This is a genomic window from Mammaliicoccus sp. A-M4, assembly GCF_022386955.1.
GTDB lineage: Bacteria > Bacillota > Bacilli > Staphylococcales > Staphylococcaceae > Mammaliicoccus > Mammaliicoccus lentus.
The window spans coordinates 76456-102578 of the sequence record NZ_JAJNHH010000008.1; the positions used below are offsets into that span (position 1 = coordinate 76456).

Consider the following 26123-nt stretch of genomic DNA (forward strand, 5'->3'; position numbering starts at 1 on the left):
TACCATCAAAATAATAAATAATTTGGTGGTAGTCATAATTCATATATTATATTTAAGAATTCCTTTTATAAACTTTAATCGTAATTTCATAAAAGTCTTTATGTTCTTCATCTATACGTTTTACTTTGATGCCTTCTTTTTCAACATTTTTAATACTTTGTCCAAGTGCATCAATTGCTTCAGTTATATCTTGTTCAAATTGAAATTGTTTAGCTTTTACTTTTTCAGATCCTCGTATTTTTTTTACACGATCTTCAGTTTGCTTAACATTTAAATTTTGTGACTGAATAGCCGTTAAGACATCTTGTTGTTCTTCATCTTCTAATCCCAACAAAGCTCTTGCATGTCTTTCAGTAATTTCACCTTTTTGTAATGATATGACGATGGGCTCTGATAGTTTTAACAATCTTAATTTGTTTGCTATGAATGATTGGCTTTTCCCCATGCTTACAGCTAAGTCTTGTTGTGTTATTCCTTCTAAATCAAGTAATTTTCTATAAGCCTCTGCTTCTTCTATAGCTGAAAGATTTTCACGTTGAATATTCTCTATAAGTGCCACAGCTGCAGTTTCTTTATCATTTAAGGGCTTTATGATGGCTTCAGTTTCAGGTAGATCGTTATGTTTAATTGCGCGAAATCTGCGTTCACCTGCAATAATTTCATACATACCTTCTTCTATTGGACGAACTACAATTGGTTGTAACAATCCATGTTCTTTAATAGACTGCGCTAATTCCTTTATCTTTGACTCATCAAAAACTTTTCTCGGTTGATAACGGTTAGGCACAATTTTTTCTGTTGAAATTATCGCGACGTTGCCTTCATTTCTTGCTTCTTCTATGTGTTCTAATTCTTTGTCTTTAAGTCCAAATAATTTAGAAAAAGGTTTTTTCATTTCAATCTACCCACTTTCATTCTTACGTATTTCCCAGGAAATTATTTTGTTAAAGGTTCTTTATTAGGTGTTCCTGGTTTTCTTGGATATTTCTTAGGTGTTTGTTTAAATTTATCAATCGCAATTATTTGTCTTGTGCTTTCTTCTAATGGAAGTTTAAATTCATAAACTTTATTTAATTTTCCACCTAACACTGAAATTGCAAACTGTGCATCATCTAATTCTTCATCGCCTTGAGAACCTTTTAATGCAACAAACTGCCCGCCTTTTTTAACTAATGGTAAACACAACTCACTCAATACAGATAATCTTGCTACAGCGCGTGCCGTTACTAAATCAAAGCTTTCACGGTATTGTCCTTTGCCAAACGTTTCTGCTCTATCATGTACAAAATTCACTTTATCTATTTCAAGTTTATTAGCTAATTCATTTAAAAACTTAATACGTTTATTTAAGCTATCTACAATCGTTATTTGTAAGTGTGGATATATAATTTTAAGTGGAATACTTGGAAAACCGGCTCCAGCTCCTACATCACAAATAGATTCGATTTCATTAAAATCTACATAAAAAGCAGGTGTCACAGAATCAAAGAAGTGCTTTAAATACACTTCTTCTTTTTCTGTTACTGCTGTTAAGTTAATTTTTTCATTCCACTCAACTAACATTTCAAAATATGTCTCAAATTGTTTTAATTGTTGATCAGTAAGTGTAATACCTGAATCTTTTAATGAGTTGATAAAAGTTTGTTCGTTCATTTTAGTCCACCTTCTGGATTTTACCTTGTTCAATATAAACAAGTAAGATAGATATATCTGCTGGGTTAACACCTGAAATACGAGATGCTTGTGCAATATCTAACGGGTTAACTTCTTTAAGTTTTTCTCTTGCTTCAGAAGCTAAACTATTGATTGCATCATAGTCAATATTCAGAGGTATTTTTTTGTCTTCCATACGTTTAACTTTCTCAACTTGAGCTAATGATTTTTGAATGTAACCTTCATATTTCGTTTGAATTTCAACTTGTTCTTGGATGTCTTCATTAACTGGAGAAGTTTCTTGTAAGATTTCCATGATAGCATTGTAATCCATTTCTGGTCTACGTAATAAATCTAAAGCTAATATACCATCTTTAAGTGCTGAACCTCCACGGCTTTCAATAACACTTTGTGTATGTTCATTCGGCTTAATACGAATAGATTGTAATCTCTCTTGTTCAGCTTTGATACTTTCACGTTTTTGATTGAATTTAGCATAACGTTCTTCTGAAATCATACCAATTTCGTAACCGATATCTGTTAATCTTAAATCGGCATTATCATGTCTTAATAATAAACGGTGTTCAGCACGTGATGTTAATAGACGATATGGTTCATTTGTGCCTTTTGTTATTAAGTCATCAATTAATACACCGATATAAGCATCAGAACGACGTAATACAACATCTTCTTTACCTAATACTTTTCCTGCCGCATTAATACCAGCCATTAAACCTTGACCAGCCGCTTCTTCATAACCAGAAGTTCCGTTAATTTGACCTGCAGTAAATAAGTTTTTAACTAATTTAGTTTCTAATGTCGGCCACAATTGTGTAGGTACAATTGCATCATATTCAATAGCATAACCGGCTCTCATCATATCTGCTTTTTCAAGTCCCGGTATTGTTTCTAACATTTTACGTTGTACTTCTTCAGGTAAGCTTGTAGATAAACCTTGTACATAAACTTCTTGAGTTTTACGACCTTCAGGCTCTAAGAATAGTTGGTGTCTTGGTTTATCGTTAAATCTTACGAATTTATCTTCAATTGACGGACAATATCTTGGACCAGTACCTTTTATCATGCCTGAATACATTGCTGATAGATGTAAATTATCATCAATCACTTTATGTGTTTGTTCGTTCGTATAAGTTAACCAACATGGTAATTGGTCTAAAATATATTCTGTCGTTTCATAACTAAATGCTCTACCTACATCATCACCTGGTTGAATTTCAGTCTTACTGTAATCAATTGTCCCACCATTAACACGAGGTGGTGTTCCAGTTTTGAAACGAACTATGTCGAAACCTAAATCTCTTAAATGGTCTGCTAATGTGATTGAAGGCATTTGATGGTTTGGACCACTTGAATATTTTAAGTTACCTAAAATAATTTCACCACGTAAAAATGTACCAGTTGTTAATACAACAGAATCAGCTAGATATTGAGTGCCGATAACCATTTCCACGCCTTTTACTACATCATCTTCTATAATTAAACGTTCTACCATACCTTGCATAATATCAAGGTTAGGCTCATCTTCTAATACACGTTTCATTTCTTCTTGGTATAATACTTTATCTGCTTGAGCACGTAATGCGCGTACTGCTGGACCTTTACCAGTGTTTAACATACGCATTTGGATGTGTGTTTTATCAATTGTCTTAGCCATTTGTCCACCAAGTGCATCAATTTCTCTTACAACTATACCTTTTGCTGGACCACCAACTGATGGGTTACATGGCATAAACGCTACACTATCTAAGTTAATTGTAAGCATTAAAGTTTTTGCGCCACGTCTCGCTGAAGCTAATCCTGCTTCTACACCAGCGTGCCCTGCTCCGACAACAATAACATCATATTTTTGTGTCAAAATTTTTCCTCCTTTTATTTTCCTAAACAGAATTGGCTAAACAATTGGTCAATAAGTGATTCACTTGCTTCTTCACCTATAACTTCACCTAGCAATTCCCAAGTTTTGATTAAATCAATTTGTACTATATCTATTGGAATGCCTTCTTCAGCTGAATGAATTGCGTCATTAATTGAAGACTTCGCGTCTTTTAACAGTGCAATATGTCTTGAATTAGATACATAAGTCATGTCTTGTGACTGAACTTGTCCACCAAAGAATAATTCTGATATCTTTTGTTCTAACTCTTCAATACCTTGTTGTTCTACCATCGATGTCTGGACGATAGGATGGTCACCTATCATCTCTTTCAGCTCATCCATATCAAGGTGCTGTTCTAAATCTGTTTTATTTATAATAACTATGAAGTCTTCATTTTTAATAGCTTCAAACAATTGGTAATCACTTTCTGTCAGTGATTCATTATAATTTAATACGAACAATATTAAATCTGCTTCTGACAAAGCTTTCCTTGATCTTTCAACGCCAATTTTTTCTACGATATCTTCTGTTTCTCTAATACCTGCTGTATCCACTAATCGTAAAGGCACACCACGAACATTAACATATTCTTCTAATACGTCTCTAGTCGTCCCTGCTACTTCTGTAACGATTGCTTTATTATCTTGAATTAAATTATTAAGCATTGAACTCTTACCAACGTTTGGTTTACCTACTATTACTGTAGACAAGCCTTCTCTCATAATTTTCCCTTGTTGACCTGTCTTTAATAATTTATCGATTTCTTGCTCTATGTTAGCAGCTTCTTTTAATAGAAATTGAGATGTTGCTTCTTCTACGTCATCATACTCAGGGTAGTCTATATTAACTTCAACTTGTGCTAGTATTTCTAGTATAGATTGCCTTAGCCCTTTTATAAGTTCACTTAGACGCCCTTCCATCTGCCCTAAGGCTACCTTGGATGCGCGTTCCGTCTTAGAACGTATGAAATCCATCACTGCTTCTGCTTGTGATAAGTCAATACGACCATGTAAGAAAGCTCTCTTTGTAAATTCACCCGGATCCGCCATTCTTGCTCCATTTGATAACGTTAATTCAAGTACACGATTAACAGTTACTAGACCACCGTGACAATTAATTTCTACGATATCTTCTCTTGTAAAAGTCTTAGGCCCTCTCATAACAGCCGCCATTACTTCTTCAACAATTTCGCCACTGTCAGGATTCAAAATATGTCCGTAATTAATCGTATGTGAATCGACTTCTGATAATTGTTTTTTCCCTTTATATATACTATCAGCGATACTTATCGCATCCGGACCACTTAAACGTACAATTGCGATTGCGCCTTCACCCATAGGCGTAGAGATACTTGTAATTGTATCTAGTTCCATTATTTTTCTCCTCCACCATTCATGCTATTCATTCTTTTGATTGTAAATGGTTTTGTTACAATTTTCGAATATATTGTTCGAAAAAATGCGGAGCGAGATAACTCACTCCGACCATTATCATTTATTCTTGATGACTAAATATCGATGAGGTTCTCTTCCTTCAGAGTATGTTTCGATATCTTCAACTTTACTTAATGCCTGATGCATTATCTTTCTTTCGAAGTTATACATTGGTTCTAACTTAACTGGTCTCTTCGTTTGTTTAGCTTTTTTAGCCATATTTATAGCTAGCTGCTCTAATGTTTCTTTACGTTTCGCTCGATAAGATTCAATATCTAATATTAACGTGTAATATCCTTTAATATATTGATGCATATAATTTTGTCCGACAGTTTGTAAGGCATTTAACACTTGCCCTCTTTTACCTATTATATAGGAAGCTTGATCAGACGACATATCGATATACAATGTATTAGATTTAATTTTATAAGACCCTTCTACATTAATATTCATTTCTTTAATGATATTCAATATATACTCTAATGTTTGGTCTGCGATGTCATTTAACGCGTTTTTCTTCTCATTCTGAGAATGATTGGAATTATCTTCTGATACGGTATTTTCATTATCTTCTGTTATATTGTTGCTTTCTGTATCTTCATCTAGATCTCGCGTTTGTTGTTCATTTTGTTGATTTCGATTTCTTAAATCTTCTATTGAATTAAACTCTTTTAATTCTGGATCAATAATCGTTAATTCAATACGAGCATCTTGCTTCATAAAACCAAAAATGCCTTTTTTACCTTCATTTATTACATCGATTCTTACTTGTTGCTCTTGAACATTTAAATCTTTTAAACCTTGTTGTAGTGCTTGTTCTACTGATTGTCCTTCATAGTTTGATTTAAGCATACTGCAACCTCCTAGTAATTATTAAAATACTTAGGGAATACGTTTATTAAAAACTTTAGCAATCTTCAACACGTGCTCTAAACTCTTCTTTGTTTCGAGTACTTCCAAGTCTACTGCCTGGTTACGAGCAATAACAATGATGTCTTTCGGAATGATATTTTCTTTATGAACTTTAAAACACTCTCTAATTGACCTTTTTATTCTATTTCTAGTAACAGCATTACCTAATTTTTTTGAGACGCTGATGCCAAGTCTAAAGTGTTCACAATCATTTTCTGAAGTATAAATAACAAACTGACGATTAGCAACTGACTTACCTTTTTTATATATTCTTTGAAAATCACTATTTTTCTTTATACGATAAGCCTTTTCCACAAACATCCACTCCACAATACATCACTTAATTATTGTTTATTATACAAAACAATTTCATCAATTAAAACAAAAAAAAGACCACTGCTCTTCAGTGATCTTAAGCTGATAATACTTTTCTACCTTTACGACGACGGCGAGCTAATACTTTACGGCCGTTTTTTGAGCTCATGCGAGCGCGGAAGCCATGAACTTTACTGTGTTTACGTTTATTTGGTTGATACGTACGTTTTACCATTTAAGAACACCTCCATTATTTATTCTTAACATCTAATTAAATAGTAGTTAATTGCTTGTATGATATTCATTTATATATATCAGAAGATTAATTTCAAAATTATTTATACCATACACGTGAAATGTCACAATTTCAATAACTACTAAACTATAACAAAATGATTTTTAAAAATCAAGCAGAATTTTAAAATGTAAAAAATAATACTTATCCACTTATCCACAGTGAATTTTAATCATTTTGTGGATAATTATTAAAATTTATTTTTTATTCACAACATAATCTAACAATTCCTCACATATTCACAGGCATTTGACAACTCCTTTTGTTTAAAAGTATAATTGTGTGGATAAGTTATACAAACCGTTGATATTACTATCATTCTTAGTTAGATTCTTGCATGTAAAGATTGTGGACAAGGAAATTGGAATAAATAGTTATCCACCGTTTGTGAGTAAGTTGTGGATAACTATTCACAACTTGTGTATTTCTTTATTAACAATTCAATTTTATGTGTATAACTCAATAAAAATTTTAGAAAGAGGACTTTTATGAATTCAAAAGAAGAAATTTGGGAACAGGTATTAGCAATTGCCGAAGATCAAATCGCTTCTGCTGGTTATAATACTTGGTTTAAAGGAACTTACCTACATCAAATTGATAGTAATCGTGCAATAGTTGTAGCACAAAGTCCTTTTGTAGCTGAGTGGTTAACCAATAAATATCATGAACATGTCATAGATTTTATCTATAATGTCATAGGCGACAGAGTTCAAGTTAAATTTATATCAGAAGACGATCTTGAAAGTGAAGATTTTACTGAACAACCTGCAAAAAGTAAGACAATTGAAGAAAATGAAGAAGTAACAAATAGCCAATTAAATAGTAATAACACTTTTGATACATTTGTTATCGGTCCAGGAAATCAATTTCCACACGCCGCTTCATTAGCTGTAGCTGAGGAACCTGCAAACGCCTATAACCCTCTATTTATATATGGTGGTGTTGGCCTAGGCAAAACACATTTAATGCACGCTATTGGTCACTATGTATTAGAACAAAATCCAAACGCTAATGTTCTTTATACATCTAGTGAAAAATTCACAAATGAATTTATCAAATCTATCAGAAAAAATGATACAGAAAGCTTCAGAGATAAATATCGTAATATCGATGTACTATTAATAGACGATATTCAATTCATTCAAAAGAAAGAACAAACACAAGAAGAATTTTTCCATACTTTTAATGATTTACATCAAAACAAAAAGCAAATTGTTATTTCTAGTGATAGACCACCAAAAGAAATTCCAACATTAGAAGATCGCTTAAGAACTCGATTTGAATGGGGTTTAATTGTAGATATCACACCGCCTGACTTTGAAACGAGAATGGCAATTTTACAGAAGAAAATTGAAGAAGAAAACCTTGATTTACCAGTTGAAGCTCTTACTTATATAGCGAATTCTATTCAATCGAACATTCGTGAATTAGAAGGTGCTTTAACAAGAGTCTTGGCTTATTCTAAATTAAGAAACAAACCGATTAATACTGATTTAGTTGCTGAAGCACTAAAAGACATCATCTCGACACCTAGATCGACTAAGATTACGATTCAAGATATTCAACAAGTTGTCGGAAAAATGTATAACGTGCGTATCGAAGACTTTTCAGCCAAAAAACGTACTAAATCTATCGCATATCCTAGACAAATTGCAATGTATCTTTCAAGAGAGCTTACTGATTTCTCATTACCTAAAATTGGTGAAGAATTCGGAGGAAGAGATCACACTACAGTGATTCATGCTCATGAAAAAATTAGAAATGATATAGAAAATAATCCAGAACTAAAGACTGATTTAGAACAACTAGAAAAACAAATACGTGGATAATGTGGATAAGTTGTTCACATCCATACACAGTTTATCAACATGTGAATAACTTTTATATCGCATTTTAAAGCAGGTTATCCACCAATCCACAGCCCCTATTACTATTACTACGAATTTAAAAGATATATAATTAATATATAACGACTGGAAGGAGTTTATAAGATATGAAATTTACAATTCAACGAGATTACTTTCTTAATCAATTGAATGATACATTAAAAGCCATTTCACCAAGAACTACATTACCAATACTTACAGGAATTAAAATTGATGCAACAGATAAAGGTATTATATTAACAGGATCAGATTCTGAAATATCAATTGAAATTACAATTCAAGAAAATATTGATGGTGAAAAAATAGTAGACATAGAAGAAAAAGGTTCTGTAGTACTTCCAGGACGTTTTTTTGTTGATATCGTTAAGAAATTACCAGGTAAAACAGTAAATCTATCAACAAATGATCAATTCAAAACATTAATCACTTCAGGTCATTCTGAATTTAATGTTAGTGGATTAGACCCAGATCAATACCCGTTATTACCACAAGTATCAGAAGATGATGCCATTAAATTACCAATTAAAGTACTAAAAAATATTATTGCTCAAACAAACTTTGCTGTGTCCACGTCAGAAACACGTCCAGTGTTGACAGGTGTAAACTGGTTGATACAAGACAAAGAACTTATCTGTACTGCAACAGATTCACACAGACTTGCATTAAGAAAGCTTAAACTAGAAGATGAAGACATAGAAGATAAAAATGTAATCATTCCAGGTAAAGCATTATCTGAATTGAACAAGATTGTTTCGGATTCAGAAGATGATATCAACATATTCTTTGCTAGTAACCAAGTGTTATTTAAAGTTGGACACATTAACTTTATTTCAAGATTACTAGAAGGTAACTATCCTGATACAACAAGATTATTCCCTGAAAATTATGAAACAAAATTAGGTGTGAATAATAGCGAATTCTATCATGCAATTGATCGTGCATCACTATTAGCACGTGAAGGTGGAAACAATGTTATTAAACTATCTACAGACGTTAACAAATTAGAATTATCTTCTACATCTCCAGAAATTGGTACTGTAAAAGAAGAAGTTACTACTGAAGAAGTTGAAGGGGAATCTTTAAAAATTTCCTTTAACTCTAAATATATGATGGATGCATTAAAAGCAATTGATAACAATGATGTACACGTAGAATTCTTTGGAACAATGAGACCATTCATACTTAAACCAAAAGATGACGAGTCAGTTATTCAATTGATTTTACCAATTAGAACATATTAATTATATTTAGTTATAGCTTGAGGAATCCTTTATTAATAGGGGTTCCTCATTTTTTTATAATAGATGTCAAGTTCACTTGACACACTAAAAAAATTGATTTATTGTAAAGTTAACTTGACAGGAAGTGATTAATTGAAAAACAGGGTTTATGAATTTAGATCTGAAAGAAAAATGACTCAAAGTGAATTATCTCGATTAGTCAATGTGTCGAGACAAACAATTAATTCAATTGAACGTTATAAATTCAATCCAACTTTAGTGTTGGCACATAAACTTTCACAAGTGTTTAACGTAACGATTGATGAATTATTCATCTTTGAAGATGACGAGAATATCTCACAAGCGGATATTCAATCTAGTAAAAAGGAGTAAACTTATGACATTAATTATCGAAAATGTATCTAAGAAGTTTAATGACTTTAATGCAGTGCAAGATGTCAGTTTAGAAGTACCGAAAGGAACAATGTATGGCTTTTTAGGTGGGAATGGTGCTGGTAAAACAACTACTTTCCGCATGATTTTAGGCTTACTACCTAAAACAACTGGGGTTGTGAAATTTAATGATAAACCGATTGATTACAAAATGACTAATAAAATCGGCTATTTACCAGAAGAAAGAGGCTTGCATCCAAAATTAAAAGTATTTGAAGAAATTAGATATTTAGCAGAATTAAAAGGCATGAATAAAAAAGACATTGATCAAGAACTTGATTATTGGCTAAAAAGATTTGATGCATTTGAAAATAAAGATAAAAAAATAGACGCTCTATCTAAAGGTAATCAACAAAAAGTACAACTTATAGCAGCTATCATACATAAACCTGAATTGCTTATATTAGACGAACCATTTAGTGGTTTAGACCCAGTAAACGTTGAATTATTAAAATCAGCTGTTAAAGAATTAAAAGAACGCGGCACAACGATTATATTCAGCTCACACAGAATGGAACAGGTTGAAGAACTTTGTGATTATATATGTATTATGAGTAAAGGAAAAGCAGTTGTTTCTGGTTCTCTTGATAAAGTGAAAGATGACTTTGGCAAAAAAGATATATACATTGAGGGGAATCATGATTTTTCATTCTTAAAAGATTTCGAGGGAATTGAAGCATTTGAGAATACGAAAAAAGGCGTTAAAATCAGAATTACTGATGAAAGATATGCTGAAGAAATATATAATCAAGCAATTAAACTTGGTTATCTTAAACGATTCCAAGTTGCTGAGCCATCTCTGAATGATATCTTTATAGCTAAGGTTGGTGATCAACATGAATAAGTTTTGGCCTACATTTAATTTAACGTACTTACAAAAAGTAAAAAGTAAATCATTTATTATTATGACTGCATTATTTATGCTATTAATCTTTGCATTAAGTAATGTGGATAAAATTGTCGATTTCTTTGATAATAGTTCCAAAACAGTTGCAATTCAAACAGATAACGAAATGATTTATAAAGGGTTAGAAAAACAATATAAACAAGATGATGATGTAGAAAAAGTTGAAAAAGTATCACTGGAAAAAGGAAAAAAAGGTGTGGAAGATGATAAATACGACCGCCTTATTCAAGTTGAAATAAAAAATGAAAAATTAAATGGCACAATTTATGAAAAAGGTTCAGTTGATGAAAATGAGAAAATGACTTTACAAACAACATTAAGTCAAATGCAATCATCGTTAACTGCTCAAAAATTAGATTTATCAGAGAAAGACTTACAGGCACTTAATACGCCAAGTGATGTACAAACTAAAGAAATTAAGTCAAAAGATGACGAAAAACAATCAAGTGATGTTAAACCGAAAGTACAAGCTTTAAATATAGCTATCGTTTACATCATCCTATTCTTATCATTTTTCATTACGTTGAATTATGCGAATCAAATCGGTACAGAAATTGCTACTGAGAAGACTACTAGAGTTATCGAGATGATTGTGACGAGCGTTAAACCATCTATTCATGTCGCAGCTAAAATATTATCTGTGATAGCAGTAGCTTTTACACAAATATTCTTTATTATTTTAGCCATTGTAATTAGCATATTTGCTTTTGATTTAAAAGGCTTATTTGATGCAGTCGGTGTGGAATTTGGTCCTGAGACTACAAGAATCATCGTATATGGGCTTGTTTTCTTAATTATAGGGGTAATTACCTATATTACCTTAGCGGCTATTCTAGGGGCTTTAACGAGCCGTATAGAAGATTTAGCACAATCGATGATGCCAGTAACATTTATTTCTTTAGCTGGTTTCTATATTGCTATGTTTAGTATTGGAACTCCAGATACTATGCTTGTTAAGATAACAAGCTTCGTACCACTGTTATCGCCAATGGTTATGTTGCTTAGAACAATTTCTGACACTACGCCAGAGTGGCATATATTATTAGGTATTCTTATTTCAATTGTAACTTGTATCCTTTTATTAATATTCGCTGCAAAAACTTATCGAGGCAGTGTGTTAACTTATGATAAAGGACTTATTAAAAACTTTAAAAATGCATTAAACATGACTAAAAATTAATTCATTATAAAAAGTGCTATACATTTGTCACAAAACCTTAATGTTTTTTTACAGAAGCGTGTAGAATTTATGTAAGCGATAGTATAAAATTTATATTATCACTAAAGAGATTGAGGGATTAAAATGGCAAACAAAAATAGTAATAGCAATATTATATTTCTTATGATTGCAATTCTAATTATAGTTGCGGGTATTGTTATGCTTGTCGTGTTCGGTGGAAGCGGAGATGACAAAGAAAAAGATAGTCTCTTCGAAAGAACAGTTAAAGCTAAAGATTTATCTAAAGATACAAAGAATAATCCAACCCATAAAAAGGGTGATGCTAAAGTGCAAATTGTAGAGTTTGGAGATTACAAATGTCCAGCATGTAAAGCATTTGAAACAAATTTCATGGATAAAATTGAAAAAGATTATATTGATAAAGGCGAAGTAGAATATAGATTTGTTAATGCACCGTTCCATGGTGAAGGTTCTGAACTTGGCGCAGCTTCAGCACATGCTGTAAATAAAGTTGCACCTGATGCATACTGGAACTACCACAGAGCTTTATTTGAAGCACAACCTGACGATCACGATATGCAGGGTGATGATGAATGGTTAACACAATCTGTAGTGAAAAAAGCCGTCAATGGATTAGATATTGATAAAGATAAAAAAGAACAAATTATGAAATTAGTTAAAAATCGTAATTCAGAATCATACAAACAAATGAATAGCGATGCAGATTTAACGAAAAAATATGATGTCGAGATAACACCGACAGTTGTTGTCGATGGTAAAGTATTATCAGATCCAATGGATTATGACAAAATTTCTGAAGCTATAGATAAAGCTATCGAAAAGAAAAATAAATCAAATTAGGTGGTCAATTTGAAACAACAATACGGACTTTTTATTTCCTGGGTAATAGCTTTAGTTGCAACTTTAGGTAGCTTATATTTCAGTGAAATACGTGGTTTTATACCTTGTACGCTATGCTGGTATCAACGTATATGCATGTACCCATTGGTGTTAATTACAGGTATTGGCTCATTTCAAAATGATTATTCTGTTAAAAAAATTGCATTATCAATTTCTTTAATTGGACTATGTATTTCGACATGGCATTATTTAGAACAAAAAGTACCTGGCTTTGCAGAAATCAAACCATGTACCCAAGGTGTACCTTGCTCATCTGAATATATAAATGTCTTTGGATTTATTACAATTCCATTTTTAGCAGGTCTTGCATTTTTATTGGTTAGTTTGATATTAATTTTTACTAAAAAAGATAAAACAATATAATACTAAGGCTGTCCCATTGTCTTTTGACTTTGTGGATAGCCTTTTTATTTTAAATATTAGCGTATTGTTTTTTCTTTTATATTTTAATTTTTTATAGATTTATTTTTGATTTAATGAATTGTACCTAAAAACATGATTTTTTAGTGAAAAAAAGGTATAATATAGAGATGACTAATTAAGATTGGAGTGAAGATAATGGTACAAGATATCTCAGTTGAAGACGAAATTACTTTAGGGCAATTCCTAAAAAATGAAGGCGTCATTGGAACGGGTGGTCAAGCTAAATGGTTCCTCCAAGATGAAGAAGTACTGATTAATGGCGAACGTGAGACACGTCGTGGAAAGAAATTACATGATGGTGACTTAATTGAAATTCCTTCTGAAGGTCAATTTCGCATCAATCATCTAAGTGAATAGATATGATATTAAGAGAACTTAATTTAACCCATTATAGAAATTATAACAAGTGTACACTTCAATTTAATCCAAATGTTAATATTTTGATTGGCGAAAATGCCCAAGGTAAGACAAATTTATTAGAATCAATCTATACTTTAGCGTTAGCAAAAAGCCATAGAACATCGAATGATAAAGAACTCATACAGTTTGGGGAAGAGTATGGTAAAATAGAAGGTGAACTTAGTTATCGTCATGGAAAAATGCCAATTTCTTTAATCATCACAAAGAAAGGCAAAAAGGCGAAAGTCAATCATCTAGAACAAAGTAGATTAACGCAATATATTGGTCACTTAAATGTGGTACTGTTTGCACCAGAAGATTTGAATATAGTTAAAGGTAGCCCGCAAATTAGACGGCGTTTTATAGATATGGAACTCGGTCAGATGTCTGCGGTTTATTTAAGTCATTTATCAAATTATCAAAGATTACTTAAACAGAAAAACCATTACCTTAAACAATTGCAAATTGGCAAAATGAAAGATCGTACAATGCTTGAAGTATTTAACGAACAATTTTCAGAAGAAGCTGCAAACGTCACATTGAAGCGGGCGCATTTTATAAGTGAGTTAGAGAAGATTGCTGCAGTAATTCACAAAGGAATTACAAGTCAAAACGAAGAACTAAAGGTTCAATATGAACCTAATATTAAACTTGCTGAAACGCATCATAATCAACAAGATTTGAAAGATGCTTTTTGTAAATTATTAAATGAATCTATGGATAAAGAAATAGAGCGTGGAAGTGCTAGATATGGTCCACATCGAGATGATATCAGTTTTCATGTTAACGATATGAATGTTCAAACTTATGGCTCACAAGGACAACAACGTACGACTGCATTATCTATCAAGCTAGCTGAAATAGAATTGATTAATCAAGTAGTTGGTGAATATCCAATTTTATTATTAGACGATGTATTGAGTGAACTTGATGATAAACGACAAACTCATTTATTAAGTACGATCCAAGAAAAGGTCCAAACTTTTGTAACGACTACGTCCGTAGATGGTATAGAACATGAAATCATGAAAGATGCCAAGGTATTTAACGTATCTAAAGGCAATATTATTGAGTAGATGAAAGTGAAGGTGGAAATACGTGTCAGAACAAAATAACGAAGTAAGTTATGGTGCAGATCAGATACAAGTATTAGAAGGCTTAGAGGCAGTCCGTAAACGCCCTGGTATGTATATTGGTTCTACAGCATCAAGAGGTTTACATCATCTTGTATGGGAAATCGTTGATAACAGTATCGACGAAGCTTTAGCAGGTTATGCTGATCATATAGAACTTATAATAGAAAAGGATAACTGGGTTAAAGTAACAGATAACGGTAGAGGTATTCCAGTAGATATTCAAGAGAAAATGGGACGACCTGCTGTTGAAGTTATATTAACAGTATTGCATGCTGGTGGTAAATTTGGCGGTGGCGGATACAAAGTATCTGGTGGACTACACGGCGTGGGTTCATCTGTCGTAAACGCACTATCTTCTCAACTAGAAGTTTACGTACACCTTAATAACAAAATATATCATCAAGCATATAAAAGAGGTATTCCTCAATTCGACTTAAAAGTTATTGGTGAAACAGATTATACTGGTACGGCAATTCGCTTTAAAGCAGATGAAGAAATTTTCACAGAAACAACTGAATACGAATACGACATTCTACAAAAACGTATTCGTGAGTTAGCCTTTTTAAATAAAGGTATACAAATTTCGCTTAGAGACGAAAGAGACGATGAAAATATACTCGAAGATTCTTATTACTACGAAGGTGGTATTAAGTCTTACGTTGAATTATTAAATAAATCAAAAGAAGTTTTATTTGATGATCCAATTTACATTCATGATACTAAAGAGGATGTAGAAGTCGAAATCTCAATTCAATATAATAGCGGTTTTGCGACTAACTTACTGACTTATGCTAACAACATCCACACTTATGAAGGTGGTACGCATGAAGATGGATTTAAACGAGCATTAACAAGAGTGATTAATAGTTATGGTACTAAGAATAAACTTCTTAAAGATGGCGAAGAAAAGCTTTCAGGTGAAGACGTTCGAGAAGGTCTTACTGCTGTTGTTTCTATCAAGCATAGTGACCCACAATTCGAAGGTCAAACAAAAACAAAACTAGGTAACTCTGAAGTGCGTCAAATTGTTGATAAACTATTCTCAGAGCTATTTGAAAGATTTTTACTTGAAAATCCAAATGTAGCTAGAATCATTGTAGATAAAGGTATTATGGCGTCAAGAGCTCGTCTAGCAGCGAAAAAAGCAAGAGAAGTAACAAGACGTAAATCAGCATTAGAAGTTTCAAGTCTACCAGGTAAACTTGCAGACTGTTCAAGTAAAAAACCAGATGAATGTGAATTATACATCGTTGAGGGTGACTCTGCTGGTGGGTCTGCTAAATTAGGTCGTGACTCTAGAACACAAGCTATTTTACCTTTACGTGGTAAAATCTTGAACGTTGAAAAAGCACGTCTTGATAAAATACTTGGAAATAATGAAATACGCTCTATGATTACTGGACTAGGTACTGGTATTGGTGGAGAATTTGATATTAGTAAAGCTAGATATCATAAATTAGTTATCATGACTGATGCTGACGTAGATGGTGCGCATATTAGAACATTGTTATTAACGTTCTTCTATAGATTTATGAGACCGTTAATTGAAGCGGGATATGTTTATATTGCACAACCACCTTTATATAAAGTAGAACAAGGTAAAAAGAAATATTACGTATTTAACGATAGAGAATTAGATAAATTAAAAGAAGAGTTAAGCTCAACACCTAAACTGTCTATAGCACGTTATAAAGGTCTTGGAGAAATGAATGCAGATCAATTGTGGGAAACAACAATGAATCCTGAAAATCGTTCAATGCTTCAAGTAACACTAACAGATGCGATAGAAGCTGACGAAACGTTTGAAATGCTTATGGGAGATATTGTTGAGTTTCGTCGTCAATTTATTGAAGAAAATGCTGAATACGCAACGTTAGATATTTAAAGCACAATTTACGATTTAAGGAGGATATAATTAATGGCTGAAACACCTCAATCAAGAGTGAGTGAACGTAACATCAGTAGAGAAATGAAAGAGTCATTTTTAGATTATGCAATGAGTGTTATTGTATCTCGTGCTCTACCTGATGTTAGAGATGGCTTAAAACCTGTTCATAGACGTATATTGTATGGTATGAACGATCAAGGTATGACCTCAGACAAACCATATAAAAAATCTGCACGTATCGTTGGTGACGTAATGGGTAAATATCACCCACACGGTGACTTATCTATTTATGAAGCAATGGTACGTATGGCGCAAGACTTCAGTTATCGTTATCCATTAGTAGATGGTCAAGGTAACTTTGGTTCAATGGACGGTGACGGTGCTGCTGCAATGCGTTATACAGAAGCACGTATGGCTAAAATAACAAGTGAATTATTAAGAGATATTAATAAAGATACAATTGATTTCCAAGATAACTATGATGGTAATGAGAGAGAGCCGGTAGTCTTACCAGCTAGATTCCCTAACTTGTTAGTGAATGGTACATCAGGTATTGCAGTTGGTATGGCTACAAATATTCCACCGCATAACTTGAACGAAGTAATAGACGGCGTTCTTGCGCTAAGTCATAATCCAGAAATTACAACAAATGAATTAATGGATATCGTTCAAGGTCCTGACTTCCCAACTGCTGGTTTAATTATGGGTAGAAGCGGAATAAGACGTGCTTACGAAACAGGCCGTGGCTCAGTTTTAATGAGAGCTCGTGCTGAAATTGATGTAATGAAAAACGGTAAAGAACGCATTATTGTTACAGAAGTTCCTTACCAAGTAAATAAAGCAAGATTGATTGAAAAAATTGCAGAATTAGCACGCGATAAAAAAATCGAAGGCATTACAGAATTAAGAGATGAAACAAGCTTAAAAGTTGGTCTTCGTATTGTTATTGAAGTTAGAAAAGATGCTAATGCGAATGTTATATTAAATAACTTATATAAACAAACACCATTACAAACTTCATTCGGTGTAAACATGATTGCACTTGTTAACGGTAAACCTAAACTATTAGGCTTACGTTCTGTAATATATCATTATTTAGAACACCAAAAAGAAGTTGTAACTAGACGTACGAAATATAACTTGAAAAAAGCTCAAGATAGAGCGCATATTCTCGAAGGTTTACGTATTGCATTAGATCATATTGATGAAATTATTAAATTGATTCGTGAATCTCAAAGCGATGCAGAAGCAATGGAAGGCTTGCAAAATCATTTCAAATTATCTGAACGACAAGCACAAGCCATTCTAGATATGCGTCTACGTCGATTAACAGGATTAGAGCGCGGTAAGATTGAAAGTGAATATCAAGATTTACTAAAACTTATCGAAGAACTTAAAGAAATCTTAAATGACGAAGAAAAATTACTAGAAATTATTAGAGAAGAAATCATTGAGATTAAAGAAAAATATGGTGATGAAAGACGTACTGAAATAACTGCTGCAGGTCTTGATCAAATTGAAGATGAAGACTTAATACCTGAAGAACAGATCGTTATTTCATTAAGTCATAACAACTATATTAAACGATTACCTGTATCCACTTATCGCTCTCAAAATAGAGGTGGACGTGGTGTACAAGGAATGAATACAATCGAAGATGATTTCGTTAGCCAGTTAGTAACTTTAAGTACACATGATAATGTATTATTCTTTACGAATAAAGGTCGTGTCTACAAGCTAAAAGGCTATGAAATTCCTGAAATGTCTAGACAGTCTAAAGGCTTACCAATCGTCAATGCTTTAGAAATTGATAAAAATGAAAAAATCAGTACAATGATAGCAGTTAAAGATCTATCTAGTGAAGAAGACTTCCTAGTATTTGCTACGAAAAAAGGTACTGTAAAACGTTCTAAACTATCGAATTTCTCTCGTATTAACAAAAACGGTAAGATTGCGATTAACTTTAAAGAAGACGACGAGTTGATTGCGGTTAGACTAACGGATGGTACGAAAGAGATTATTATCGGAACGAAACATGCTTCATTAATTCGATTTGATGAAACGAAACTACGTCCATTAGGTAGAACTGCTGCAGGCGTTAGAGGTATTTCATTAAGAGAAAATGATGAAGTAATTGGATTAGACGTTACCGACGAAGAAGAACAAGATGAGATTTTAATCGTCACTGAAAATGGTTATGGTAAACGTACTGCTGCTGACCAATATCGAATTTCTAACAGAGGTGGTAAAGGTATTAAGACTGCCACTTTAACAGAGAAAAATGGTAGTCTAGTATGTATTACGACTGTAACAGGTGACGAAGACTTAATGATTGTCACAAATTCAGGTGTCATTATTAGGTTACATGTCGCTGATATTTCTCAAAATGGTCGTAGCGCTCAAGGTGTTAGATTAATTCGTCTAGGTGAAAACCAACAAGTTGCAACAGTTGCAAAAGTTGAACCAGATGAAAATGAAATAGCAGAATCTCCAATTGAAGGTGTACTAGAAGAAACTTTAGATACACCAGCAACAGAGAATACAAATGAAAAAGAAGAACTAAGAGAAGACTTCATGGATCGTGTAAACAAAGATATTGAAAAACAAGACGATGAAGACGACGAAGAATAATAAATAAAATACTCCCTCTTAATAGTCACTGTTATTATAGTGAAGTTTTAGGAGGGAGTATTTTTATATGTTTTATTCTGTTTCGAATGATTTCATAGCATAAGGAATTTCATCTATAAGTTTAGATGGTGGGACAATGTACATATCTTTAGAAAGTTTTTCACCTATATAGCTATGCATATAAGTAGCATTGATAACCGCTTCTTCTAAATCAAACTGTCCTACAAAACTTGTTATCATCCCTGCTAAAGTATCACCCATACCACCAGTTGCCATAGCAGGTGTACCTATAGATAATTTATATTCATGATCTTTAAAGTATAATTCCGTACCATGTTGTTTCAAGACGACAGTAGCATTTAATGCTTTGACTGCTTCTTTATTTCTCTCATAAGTTTGTTCTTCGATTGGTATATTACTGAGTCTTTCCCATTCTTTTTGATGGGGCGTAAAGATAATTTCACATTCTGGTAAAGTATGATTTAATTTACTCAATATCGTAATAGCATCACCATCAATAATTAACGTTTGATGAGGCTGAATATTTTGGAATAAAAACGTTAAAGTATTATTGCCTTTAAAATCTAAGCCGAGTCCAGGTCCAATCAAAATACAATCTGATTGTTCTATTAATTTAGAGAGTTTTTTCAAGTCAGTTATATCTGAAACCATTGCTTCAGGACAACGTGAATGTAAAGCAGCAAAGTTTGATGAATGTGTAGAAACTGTAATTAAACCACTTCCACTAAATACACAAGCTCTTGCAGCTAACATAATAGCGCCACCTAAATTAGCATTTCCACCAATTAATAAAATCCTACCATAATCGCCTTTGTGAGATTCCTGCTCTCTTTTTGGAATTGTAACAGACGAAATTGTTTTCATAATTAACCCACCTTCAATTAATTGTACGATTTATTATGCCACTTTAATTATGAAATGAACAGTATATTCTATTAAATTTAACATTATGATACTAGTATAACCAAAAGAAACAAACTAAATTTCTATAAAAAAAGCGATATAAGCAACGTAATTGATAATAATTTGATCTAAAATATTTGTAGATTTATCATTAACAATTAAGTAGAGAATAATCAAATAATTTTTGAATATCGACAATTGATTTTTTGGAATTGACCTCTATATAAATGGGAATTTATTTAGAATTATAGCTATTTTAGACATCAATAAACAAGTGTGCTTCAATATATTTTTTAAAACATGAATCTGTGTATGATTTTATAATATAACATAGTATTTTTTATTAATATGAGGAGATACTACTTCTCCCCTTGATAATTTAATTTTTCGCTCTTTCAAATCAATATTTATAATAGAATGTGAGATGTTTGTAAGTGTATTTTTATAGTTTTAATTCTGCACTTATTCTTTCGACATAATTAGTTTATACTAATATTTAATAAATAAAATGAATTGGTATACTAATATCTATAATATTGAGTAATGATATAGAGGTGAACTAATTTGGAAATTCGTCAATTTAATTATTTTATGACAGTTACTAAATTAGGAAGTTTTACACAAGATTCAGAAGAATTACGTATTTCACAATCTGCATTAAGTAAAACAATTATGTCATTTGAAATAGAATTAGGAATGGAATTAATGTGCTTCCTATATTGTGGGAAATAGTTATTATAGTTAAAAAAGAAAGCATCGTTTTTATGCAACTCAAGCATTTATTGACTACATTTTATAAAACGGCTAGTAATTACTTATAAATCTTAATTATAGACCTTATAATATATATTTAACTAATAAATTAAATGATAGTATAGTATTTATTGTTCAGAAATAAATATTGTAAATGAAAAATAATATGTGGAGGCTTAAATAATGGAAAGTAATAGATGTCAACAAGGTATAAGTAAATTAATGGAATTTACAACAACAACTGGATCAATGCATTTAAAAATAACTGAAGATATGAAAGACATCACACCAGATGTATCAAAATATATAATAGAATTTGCATATGGTGATATTTATTCAAATAAGGGATTAACGAACTAAGAACGTGTCTTAGTATCAATATCTTCTCTTATTAGACAAGGTGCAGGGCCACAATTAGAATTACATATAAATACAGCATTAACTTCTGGAGTTACAGTAGAAGAAATTATAGAAACAATTACTCAGTTAATACCTACCATATACTGTTTTTCCACGTGTGTTAAATGTACTAACTATGGCTCAAAAAGTATTTTCTTATAAAAATATTACTATAGATGCTTCTAAGGTAGAGTAATTATGAAAATATAATATTACAATACATTAAATATTTTTAATGGTAATTTAATAAAAACTCTATTTCTAGGCTATTAATATCTTATATTTAATAGAGATAAACAAGCAGTCTAGTATTTCTTAATATTATATAAAATTATTTAATCAATATATTTTGAAAAATGAGTAAGTATTACTAAGTTTATTTGAAGTTATTTAAATAATTGTATTGATAAAAATCAGGGAATTAAAATATTAATACATTTTTAAAGAAATTATAGAAGATAATCATATTGATCTTAAAATGAAAAAATACTTTTTAGCAATTTAACTTATATAGTAAGATTTATGAACGAACCGAAAAAGGTTCAGATGTATTACTAAATTTTTTATGAAGTTATTTAAATAATTGTATTGATAAAAATCAGAGCATTAAAATGTTAATACATTTTTAAAGAAATTATAGAAGATAATCATGTTGATCTTAAAGTTAAAAAACACTTTTTTAGCAATTTAACTTATATAGTATTAGCTATGGACCCAAAAATGTCCATAACTAGTACTATATTTTTTGATTAAAAACATTTAAATAAGCGTTTGTAATCAATTTAATTTAGACATATTAGTTATGGATATAAAAATGTCCTTAACTAATACTAAATTTTTTGTGAAGTTATTTAAATAATTGTATTGATAAAATCAAGACATTAAAATGTTAATACATTTTTAAAGAAATTATAGAAGATAATCATATTGATTTTAAAGTGAAAAAACATTTTTTTAGTACTTCAACTTATCCTACTAATTGAACTAAATAAAAAACTTTAATAAGCTAATGTATTAATCAATCACTGTGTTACGGATATCTTAAAAAGTATTGTTATAAAAATTATGAAAGCGTATACTAAAAATATAATGTGAATATAGATATTAGTTATTAGATAAGATAGGAGTTTTCACATGACTGAACAAATATCAATTGGTAAGTATGCTACATTATTAACTCTTACTGATGAGCAAACTGCGAAACAATTGAATCCAGACTGCGATCAAATGCAATTTATAGTTGGTAAGATTGGAACGATGTCGCTTAATAAGATTATCTCTTCAATAGAGACAGCAGCTAGAAGACAGAACCTTATATCTGAAACGCAGTATAGAGAAACACACGCTTTGTATCATGCAATATTAGAAGCAGTAAATGGTATTACGAGAGGTGAATTATCTATAGGTGAAATTATGAGAACTGTTGGTTTAAAATTTTCTGTTGTGAGAGGATATCCATATTCTGATAAACAAGAAGGAGAATGGATAGCCGTTAGTCTATACGGCACAATAGGAGCTCCTATTAAAGGAAAAGAACATGAAACAATCGGTTTAGGTATCAATCATATATAGACATAAGAACACCTATTAGACATTAGATAAGAGAAAGGTGCAACAAATAAATTTTTGTTGTATTTTTTTGTGTCCAAAGGAGTGTTATTTGTGACTTTAATATTAAAAGGTAAAGATTTAACGATTCAAGATATTAAAACATTTTTAGAAGAAGATAGGCAAATATCTATTTCAGAGGAAGCTTTAATTAATGTTAGAAAAAGTAGAGAAACAGTTGAACGAATCATAAATAATAAAGAAACTGTATACGGTATAACAACTGGATTTGGATTGTTCAGTGATGTATTGATTGAGCAAGAAAAATACAATGACTTACAAATTAATTTAATTCGTTCACATTCTTGTGGCGTAGGAAAAGCCTTTCCAGACAATGTTTCATTAGTCATGATGATTTTAAGATTAAATACAATGTTAAAAGGCCACTCAGGTGTAACAGAAGACTTAGTAAACTTGTTAGTCGAATTTATTAACAGAAGAATTATACCGGTTATACCAGAGCAAGGATCTTTAGGAGCTTCAGGTGATTTAGCTCCATTATCACACCTAGCATTAGCTTTAATTGGGGAAGGCGATGTGCATTATAAAGGTGAAACACTAAACGCTAAAGCAGTCTTGCACAAACTGGAATTAGAGCCTCATTCATTACAAGCTAAAGAAGGTTTAGCATTAATAAATGGAACTCAAGCAATGACAGCTCAAGGCGTTATTGCGTATATAGAAGCGGAAAATATTGCTTATAATTCAGAGTGGATTGCTTCATTAACACATCAAGCTTTAAATGGAATTGTGGATGCATATGATGAGCATGTGCATATCGTAAGAAACTTTAATGAACAAATTGAAGTGGCTGAAAGAATGCGTAATTGGTTAGACGGTTCAAAACTTACAACACGTCAAGGGGAAGTACGTGTGCAAGATGCATATACATTAAGATGTATCCCACAAATTCATGGAGCAAGTTTTCAAGTGCTAAATTATGTGAAAGAAAAATTAGAATTAGAAATGAATGCTGCAAACGATAATCCATTAATATTTGATAAAGATGATGAAACACTCGTTATATCAGGTGGAAACTTCCATGGACAACCAATAGCATTTGCTGTGGATTTCTTGAAAATCGGAGTTGCAGAATTAGCGAATGTTTCTGAACGTCGATTAGAAAGGTTAGTTAATCCACAATTAAATGGTGGATTACCAGCATTTTTAAGTCCTGAACCAGGTTTACAAAGTGGAGCAATGATTATGCAATATGCTGCCGCTTCGCTTGTATCAGAAAATAAGACTTTAGCACATCCTGCTAGCGTCGATTCAATACCTTCTTCAGCTAACCAAGAAGATCATGTTTCGATGGGTACGATTGGAGCAAGACATGCTTATCAAATTATCCAAAATGTAAGAAGAGTATTATCGATAGAATGTATCATCGCTCTACAAGCGGTAGAAATTAAAGGGGTAGAAAAGCTTTCACCTAGAACAAAAGAAAAATATATGGAGTTAAGAGAAGTTGTACCTTCGATAACTGAAGATAGAGTCTTTCATCACGATATAGAAAGGGTATGTGAATATTTAAGATAGTGAATTTTGAAACAAAGGGGTGTTGTGATGATTAATCAACAGTTTCAAGACAAAGGTAAAGATATGTGGAAATTCTATGTATTTAGCATTATAGGTATTATTTTATTCTTTATTCCTATACAAATAGGTAAAGATAATACGATACTTGTTGACCACATTCACTTAGGTATTCGGTCATTGTTAGGAGATTTAACTGCTTATTATGCATTAATTATCATTATAATAGGCGCTATTTTACCTGTTATCAGAATGGATTTTAAAAAATCTTTTACAGATTGTGTTCTTGTTATTTTTAAGCTACTTGGTGCAGTGATAGGCATTATGTACGTATTTAAGATAGGACCTAAATTATTATTTGATAAGGATTATGGACCGTTCTTATTTGATAAGTTGATGTTACCACTAAGTGTTTTAATTCCAGTAGGAGCGATTGCACTTTCCTTTTTAGTAGGTTATGGATTACTAGAATTTATTGGGGTATTGATGCAACCGATTATGAGACCCATATTTAAGACACCAGGTAAGTCTGCTGTTGATGCTGTGGCATCATTTGTAGGTAGCTACTCTTTAGGATTACTTATCACAAACAGAGTATATAAAGATGGCATGTATAACAAGAAAGAAGCGGTCATAATCGCAACAGGATTCTCAACAGTTTCTGCTACATTTATGGTTATTGTAGCGAGAACGTTAGACTTAATGGGTCACTGGAATTTATTCTTCTGGAGTACATTAATAATCACATTTGTTGTAACAGCAATTTCTGCTCATTTGCCACCGATCTCTAGAGAATCAGAGGCATATTACAATAATCAAGAAGGACAAAAAGAATCTAAAGTTAAAGGGAATTATATGAAAGCTGCTTATGATGAAGCAAAGAAACAATCATATCAATCATTAACATTATTTAAAAATATAGGCCTTAATCTTAAAGATGGCGTAGAGATGACGATGGCTATCTTACCATCTATATTATCGATTGGATTTTTAGGATTAATATTAGCTAATTTCACACCTATTATTGATTGGTTAAGCTATATTTTCTATCCATTTATTTATATTTTTCCTATTGATGATAAGCCTTTATTAGCAAAAGCATCCATGATATCAATCATAGAGATGTTCTTACCATCATTGTTAGTGGTGAAAGCAGCAATAGAAGTGAAATTTGTAGTAGCTATTACAAGTATTTCAGCAATTATATTCTTCTCAGCTTTAATACCTTGTATTTTAGCTACAGATATTAAAATTCCAATTTGGAAACTTGTGGTGATTTGGTTTATTCGTGTCGCACTTACATTATTAATAGCAATTCCATTAAGTTTACTAATCTTTTAATAAAGGGGAAATG

General features: G+C 31.7%; 23 protein-coding genes and 1 pseudogene. 16 read left to right on the forward strand and 8 right to left on the reverse strand.

Annotation, left to right across the window (positions count from 1 at the left end):
• Positions 1-52: 52 nt before the first annotated feature.
• The 7 genes from noc to rpmH all read right to left on the reverse strand — a co-directional run bounded on the left by noc (position 53) and on the right by rpmH (position 6445).
• A complete protein-coding gene (gene noc / locus LQ682_RS08390; protein WP_064204293.1) occupies positions 53-895 on the reverse strand; it encodes a nucleoid occlusion protein in 843 nt (280 codons plus the stop codon).
• 41 nt (positions 896-936) lie between these two features.
• Positions 937-1653, reverse strand: a complete 717-nt coding sequence (gene rsmG, locus LQ682_RS08395; protein WP_064204294.1) for a 16S rRNA (guanine(527)-N(7))-methyltransferase RsmG — start codon at positions 1651-1653, stop codon at positions 937-939.
• A gap of 1 nt (position 1654) precedes the next feature.
• Entirely contained in the window at positions 1655-3529 is a 1875-nt protein-coding gene (mnmG, locus tag LQ682_RS08400; RefSeq protein ID WP_070044814.1) for a tRNA uridine-5-carboxymethylaminomethyl(34) synthesis enzyme MnmG, read from the reverse strand.
• A 14-nt stretch (positions 3530-3543) separates the two neighbouring features.
• Positions 3544-4923 (reverse strand): tRNA uridine-5-carboxymethylaminomethyl(34) synthesis GTPase MnmE, encoded by a 1380-nt coding sequence (gene mnmE, locus LQ682_RS08405; RefSeq protein ID WP_182093672.1) that lies wholly within the window; start codon positions 4921-4923, stop codon positions 3544-3546.
• Between the two features lie 117 nt (positions 4924-5040).
• On the reverse strand, positions 5041-5835 hold the full coding sequence (gene jag, locus LQ682_RS08410) for an RNA-binding cell elongation regulator Jag/EloR (RefSeq protein WP_016999188.1): 795 nt from the start codon (positions 5833-5835) through the stop codon (positions 5041-5043).
• 30 nt (positions 5836-5865) lie between these two features.
• Complete coding sequence (rnpA, locus tag LQ682_RS08415; protein ID WP_016999187.1) at positions 5866-6210, reverse strand: ribonuclease P protein component; 345 nt, start codon at positions 6208-6210, stop codon at positions 5866-5868.
• 97 nt (positions 6211-6307) lie between these two features.
• Entirely contained in the window at positions 6308-6445 is a 138-nt protein-coding gene (gene rpmH / locus LQ682_RS08420) for a 50S ribosomal protein L34 (protein WP_016999186.1), read from the reverse strand.
• 548 nt (positions 6446-6993) lie between these two features.
• On the opposite strand from rpmH, the gene dnaA reads away from it, so the two are divergent.
• From dnaA to gyrA, 11 genes are all read left to right on the forward strand, one after another.
• Entirely contained in the window at positions 6994-8334 is a 1341-nt protein-coding gene (dnaA, locus tag LQ682_RS08425; protein ID WP_016999185.1) for a chromosomal replication initiator protein DnaA, read from the forward strand.
• 164 nt (positions 8335-8498) lie between these two features.
• Positions 8499-9632 (forward strand): DNA polymerase III subunit beta, encoded by a 1134-nt coding sequence (dnaN, locus tag LQ682_RS08430; protein ID WP_182093671.1) that lies wholly within the window; start codon positions 8499-8501, stop codon positions 9630-9632.
• Between the two features lie 132 nt (positions 9633-9764).
• A complete protein-coding gene (locus tag LQ682_RS08435; RefSeq protein WP_016999183.1) occupies positions 9765-10004 on the forward strand; it encodes a helix-turn-helix transcriptional regulator in 240 nt (79 codons plus the stop codon).
• Between the two features lie 4 nt (positions 10005-10008).
• Positions 10009-10908: an ABC transporter ATP-binding protein gene (locus LQ682_RS08440; protein ID WP_239724112.1), complete on the forward strand. Its 900-nt coding sequence runs from the start codon at positions 10009-10011 to the stop codon at positions 10906-10908.
• The gene (locus LQ682_RS08445) at positions 10901-12151 is read left to right on the forward strand and encodes an ABC transporter permease (RefSeq protein WP_016999181.1); all 1251 of its coding nucleotides are present in this window, start codon (positions 10901-10903) and stop codon (positions 12149-12151) included. Before LQ682_RS08440 ends, LQ682_RS08445 begins: the two co-directional genes overlap by 8 nt.
• A gap of 123 nt (positions 12152-12274) precedes the next feature.
• Positions 12275-13012 (forward strand): DsbA family protein, encoded by a 738-nt coding sequence (locus tag LQ682_RS08450; protein WP_182093670.1) that lies wholly within the window; start codon positions 12275-12277, stop codon positions 13010-13012.
• Positions 13013-13021: 9 nt separating this feature from the next.
• Complete coding sequence (locus tag LQ682_RS08455) at positions 13022-13435, forward strand: disulfide oxidoreductase (RefSeq protein ID WP_064204299.1); 414 nt, start codon at positions 13022-13024, stop codon at positions 13433-13435.
• 195 nt (positions 13436-13630) lie between these two features.
• Entirely contained in the window at positions 13631-13852 is a 222-nt protein-coding gene (gene yaaA / locus LQ682_RS08460; protein ID WP_016999178.1) for a S4 domain-containing protein YaaA, read from the forward strand.
• 2 nt (positions 13853-13854) lie between these two features.
• Positions 13855-14970 (forward strand): DNA replication/repair protein RecF, encoded by a 1116-nt coding sequence (gene recF / locus LQ682_RS08465; RefSeq protein WP_103268576.1) that lies wholly within the window; start codon positions 13855-13857, stop codon positions 14968-14970.
• Positions 14971-14992: 22 nt separating this feature from the next.
• Positions 14993-16915 (forward strand): DNA topoisomerase (ATP-hydrolyzing) subunit B, encoded by a 1923-nt coding sequence (gene gyrB, locus LQ682_RS08470; RefSeq protein ID WP_064204301.1) that lies wholly within the window; start codon positions 14993-14995, stop codon positions 16913-16915.
• Between the two features lie 33 nt (positions 16916-16948).
• The gene (gene gyrA, locus LQ682_RS08475; RefSeq protein ID WP_182093669.1) at positions 16949-19549 is read left to right on the forward strand and encodes a DNA gyrase subunit A; all 2601 of its coding nucleotides are present in this window, start codon (positions 16949-16951) and stop codon (positions 19547-19549) included.
• Positions 19550-19621: 72 nt separating this feature from the next.
• On the opposite strand, the gene LQ682_RS08480 is transcribed toward gyrA, so the two are convergent.
• On the reverse strand, positions 19622-20434 hold the full coding sequence (locus LQ682_RS08480) for an NAD(P)H-hydrate dehydratase (RefSeq protein WP_064204303.1): 813 nt from the start codon (positions 20432-20434) through the stop codon (positions 19622-19624).
• A 603-nt stretch (positions 20435-21037) separates the two neighbouring features.
• On the opposite strand from LQ682_RS08480, the gene LQ682_RS08485 reads away from it, so the two are divergent.
• From LQ682_RS08485 to LQ682_RS08505, 5 genes and pseudogenes are all read left to right on the forward strand, one after another.
• The gene (locus tag LQ682_RS08485) at positions 21038-21205 is read left to right on the forward strand and encodes a LysR family transcriptional regulator (RefSeq protein WP_082892484.1); all 168 of its coding nucleotides are present in this window, start codon (positions 21038-21040) and stop codon (positions 21203-21205) included.
• 204 nt (positions 21206-21409) lie between these two features.
• Positions 21410-21821: pseudogene (locus LQ682_RS08490) on the forward strand (carboxymuconolactone decarboxylase family protein).
• 938 nt (positions 21822-22759) lie between these two features.
• Positions 22760-23197, forward strand: a complete 438-nt coding sequence (gene hutP, locus LQ682_RS08495; RefSeq protein ID WP_016999173.1) for a hut operon transcriptional regulator HutP — start codon at positions 22760-22762, stop codon at positions 23195-23197.
• A 90-nt stretch (positions 23198-23287) separates the two neighbouring features.
• The gene (gene hutH / locus LQ682_RS08500) at positions 23288-24772 is read left to right on the forward strand and encodes a histidine ammonia-lyase (protein ID WP_064204304.1); all 1485 of its coding nucleotides are present in this window, start codon (positions 23288-23290) and stop codon (positions 24770-24772) included.
• Positions 24773-24799: 27 nt separating this feature from the next.
• Entirely contained in the window at positions 24800-26110 is a 1311-nt protein-coding gene (locus LQ682_RS08505) for a YjiH family protein (protein WP_016999171.1), read from the forward strand.
• The last annotated feature ends 13 nt before the right edge of the window (positions 26111-26123 follow it).

Bases quoted from the DNA above. Each gene is read 5' to 3' on its own strand.
- noc (WP_064204293.1), bottom strand. From the start codon at position 895: ATGAAAAAACCTTTTTCTAAATTATTTGGACTTAAAGACAAAGAATTA.
- rsmG (WP_064204294.1), bottom strand. From the start codon at position 1,653: ATGAACGAACAAACTTTTATCAACTCATTAAAAGATTCAGGTATTACA.
- mnmE (WP_182093672.1), bottom strand. From the start codon at position 4,923: ATGGAACTAGATACAATTACAAGTATCTCTACGCCTATGGGTGAAGGC.
- jag (WP_016999188.1), bottom strand. From the start codon at position 5,835: ATGCTTAAATCAAACTATGAAGGACAATCAGTAGAACAAGCACTACAA.
- rpmH (WP_016999186.1), bottom strand. From the start codon at position 6,445: ATGGTAAAACGTACGTATCAACCAAATAAACGTAAACACAGTAAAGTT.
- dnaA (WP_016999185.1), top strand. From the start codon at position 6,994: ATGAATTCAAAAGAAGAAATTTGGGAACAGGTATTAGCAATTGCCGAA.
- dnaN (WP_182093671.1), top strand. From the start codon at position 8,499: ATGAAATTTACAATTCAACGAGATTACTTTCTTAATCAATTGAATGAT.
- LQ682_RS08440 (WP_239724112.1), top strand. From the start codon at position 10,009: ATGACATTAATTATCGAAAATGTATCTAAGAAGTTTAATGACTTTAAT.
- LQ682_RS08445 (WP_016999181.1), top strand. From the start codon at position 10,901: ATGAATAAGTTTTGGCCTACATTTAATTTAACGTACTTACAAAAAGTA.
- LQ682_RS08450 (WP_182093670.1), top strand. From the start codon at position 12,275: ATGGCAAACAAAAATAGTAATAGCAATATTATATTTCTTATGATTGCA.
- yaaA (WP_016999178.1), top strand. From the start codon at position 13,631: ATGGTACAAGATATCTCAGTTGAAGACGAAATTACTTTAGGGCAATTC.
- recF (WP_103268576.1), top strand. From the start codon at position 13,855: ATGATATTAAGAGAACTTAATTTAACCCATTATAGAAATTATAACAAG.
- gyrA (WP_182093669.1), top strand. From the start codon at position 16,949: ATGGCTGAAACACCTCAATCAAGAGTGAGTGAACGTAACATCAGTAGA.
- LQ682_RS08480 (WP_064204303.1), bottom strand. From the start codon at position 20,434: ATGAAAACAATTTCGTCTGTTACAATTCCAAAAAGAGAGCAGGAATCT.
- hutP (WP_016999173.1), top strand. From the start codon at position 22,760: ATGACTGAACAAATATCAATTGGTAAGTATGCTACATTATTAACTCTT.
- LQ682_RS08505 (WP_016999171.1), top strand. From the start codon at position 24,800: ATGATTAATCAACAGTTTCAAGACAAAGGTAAAGATATGTGGAAATTC.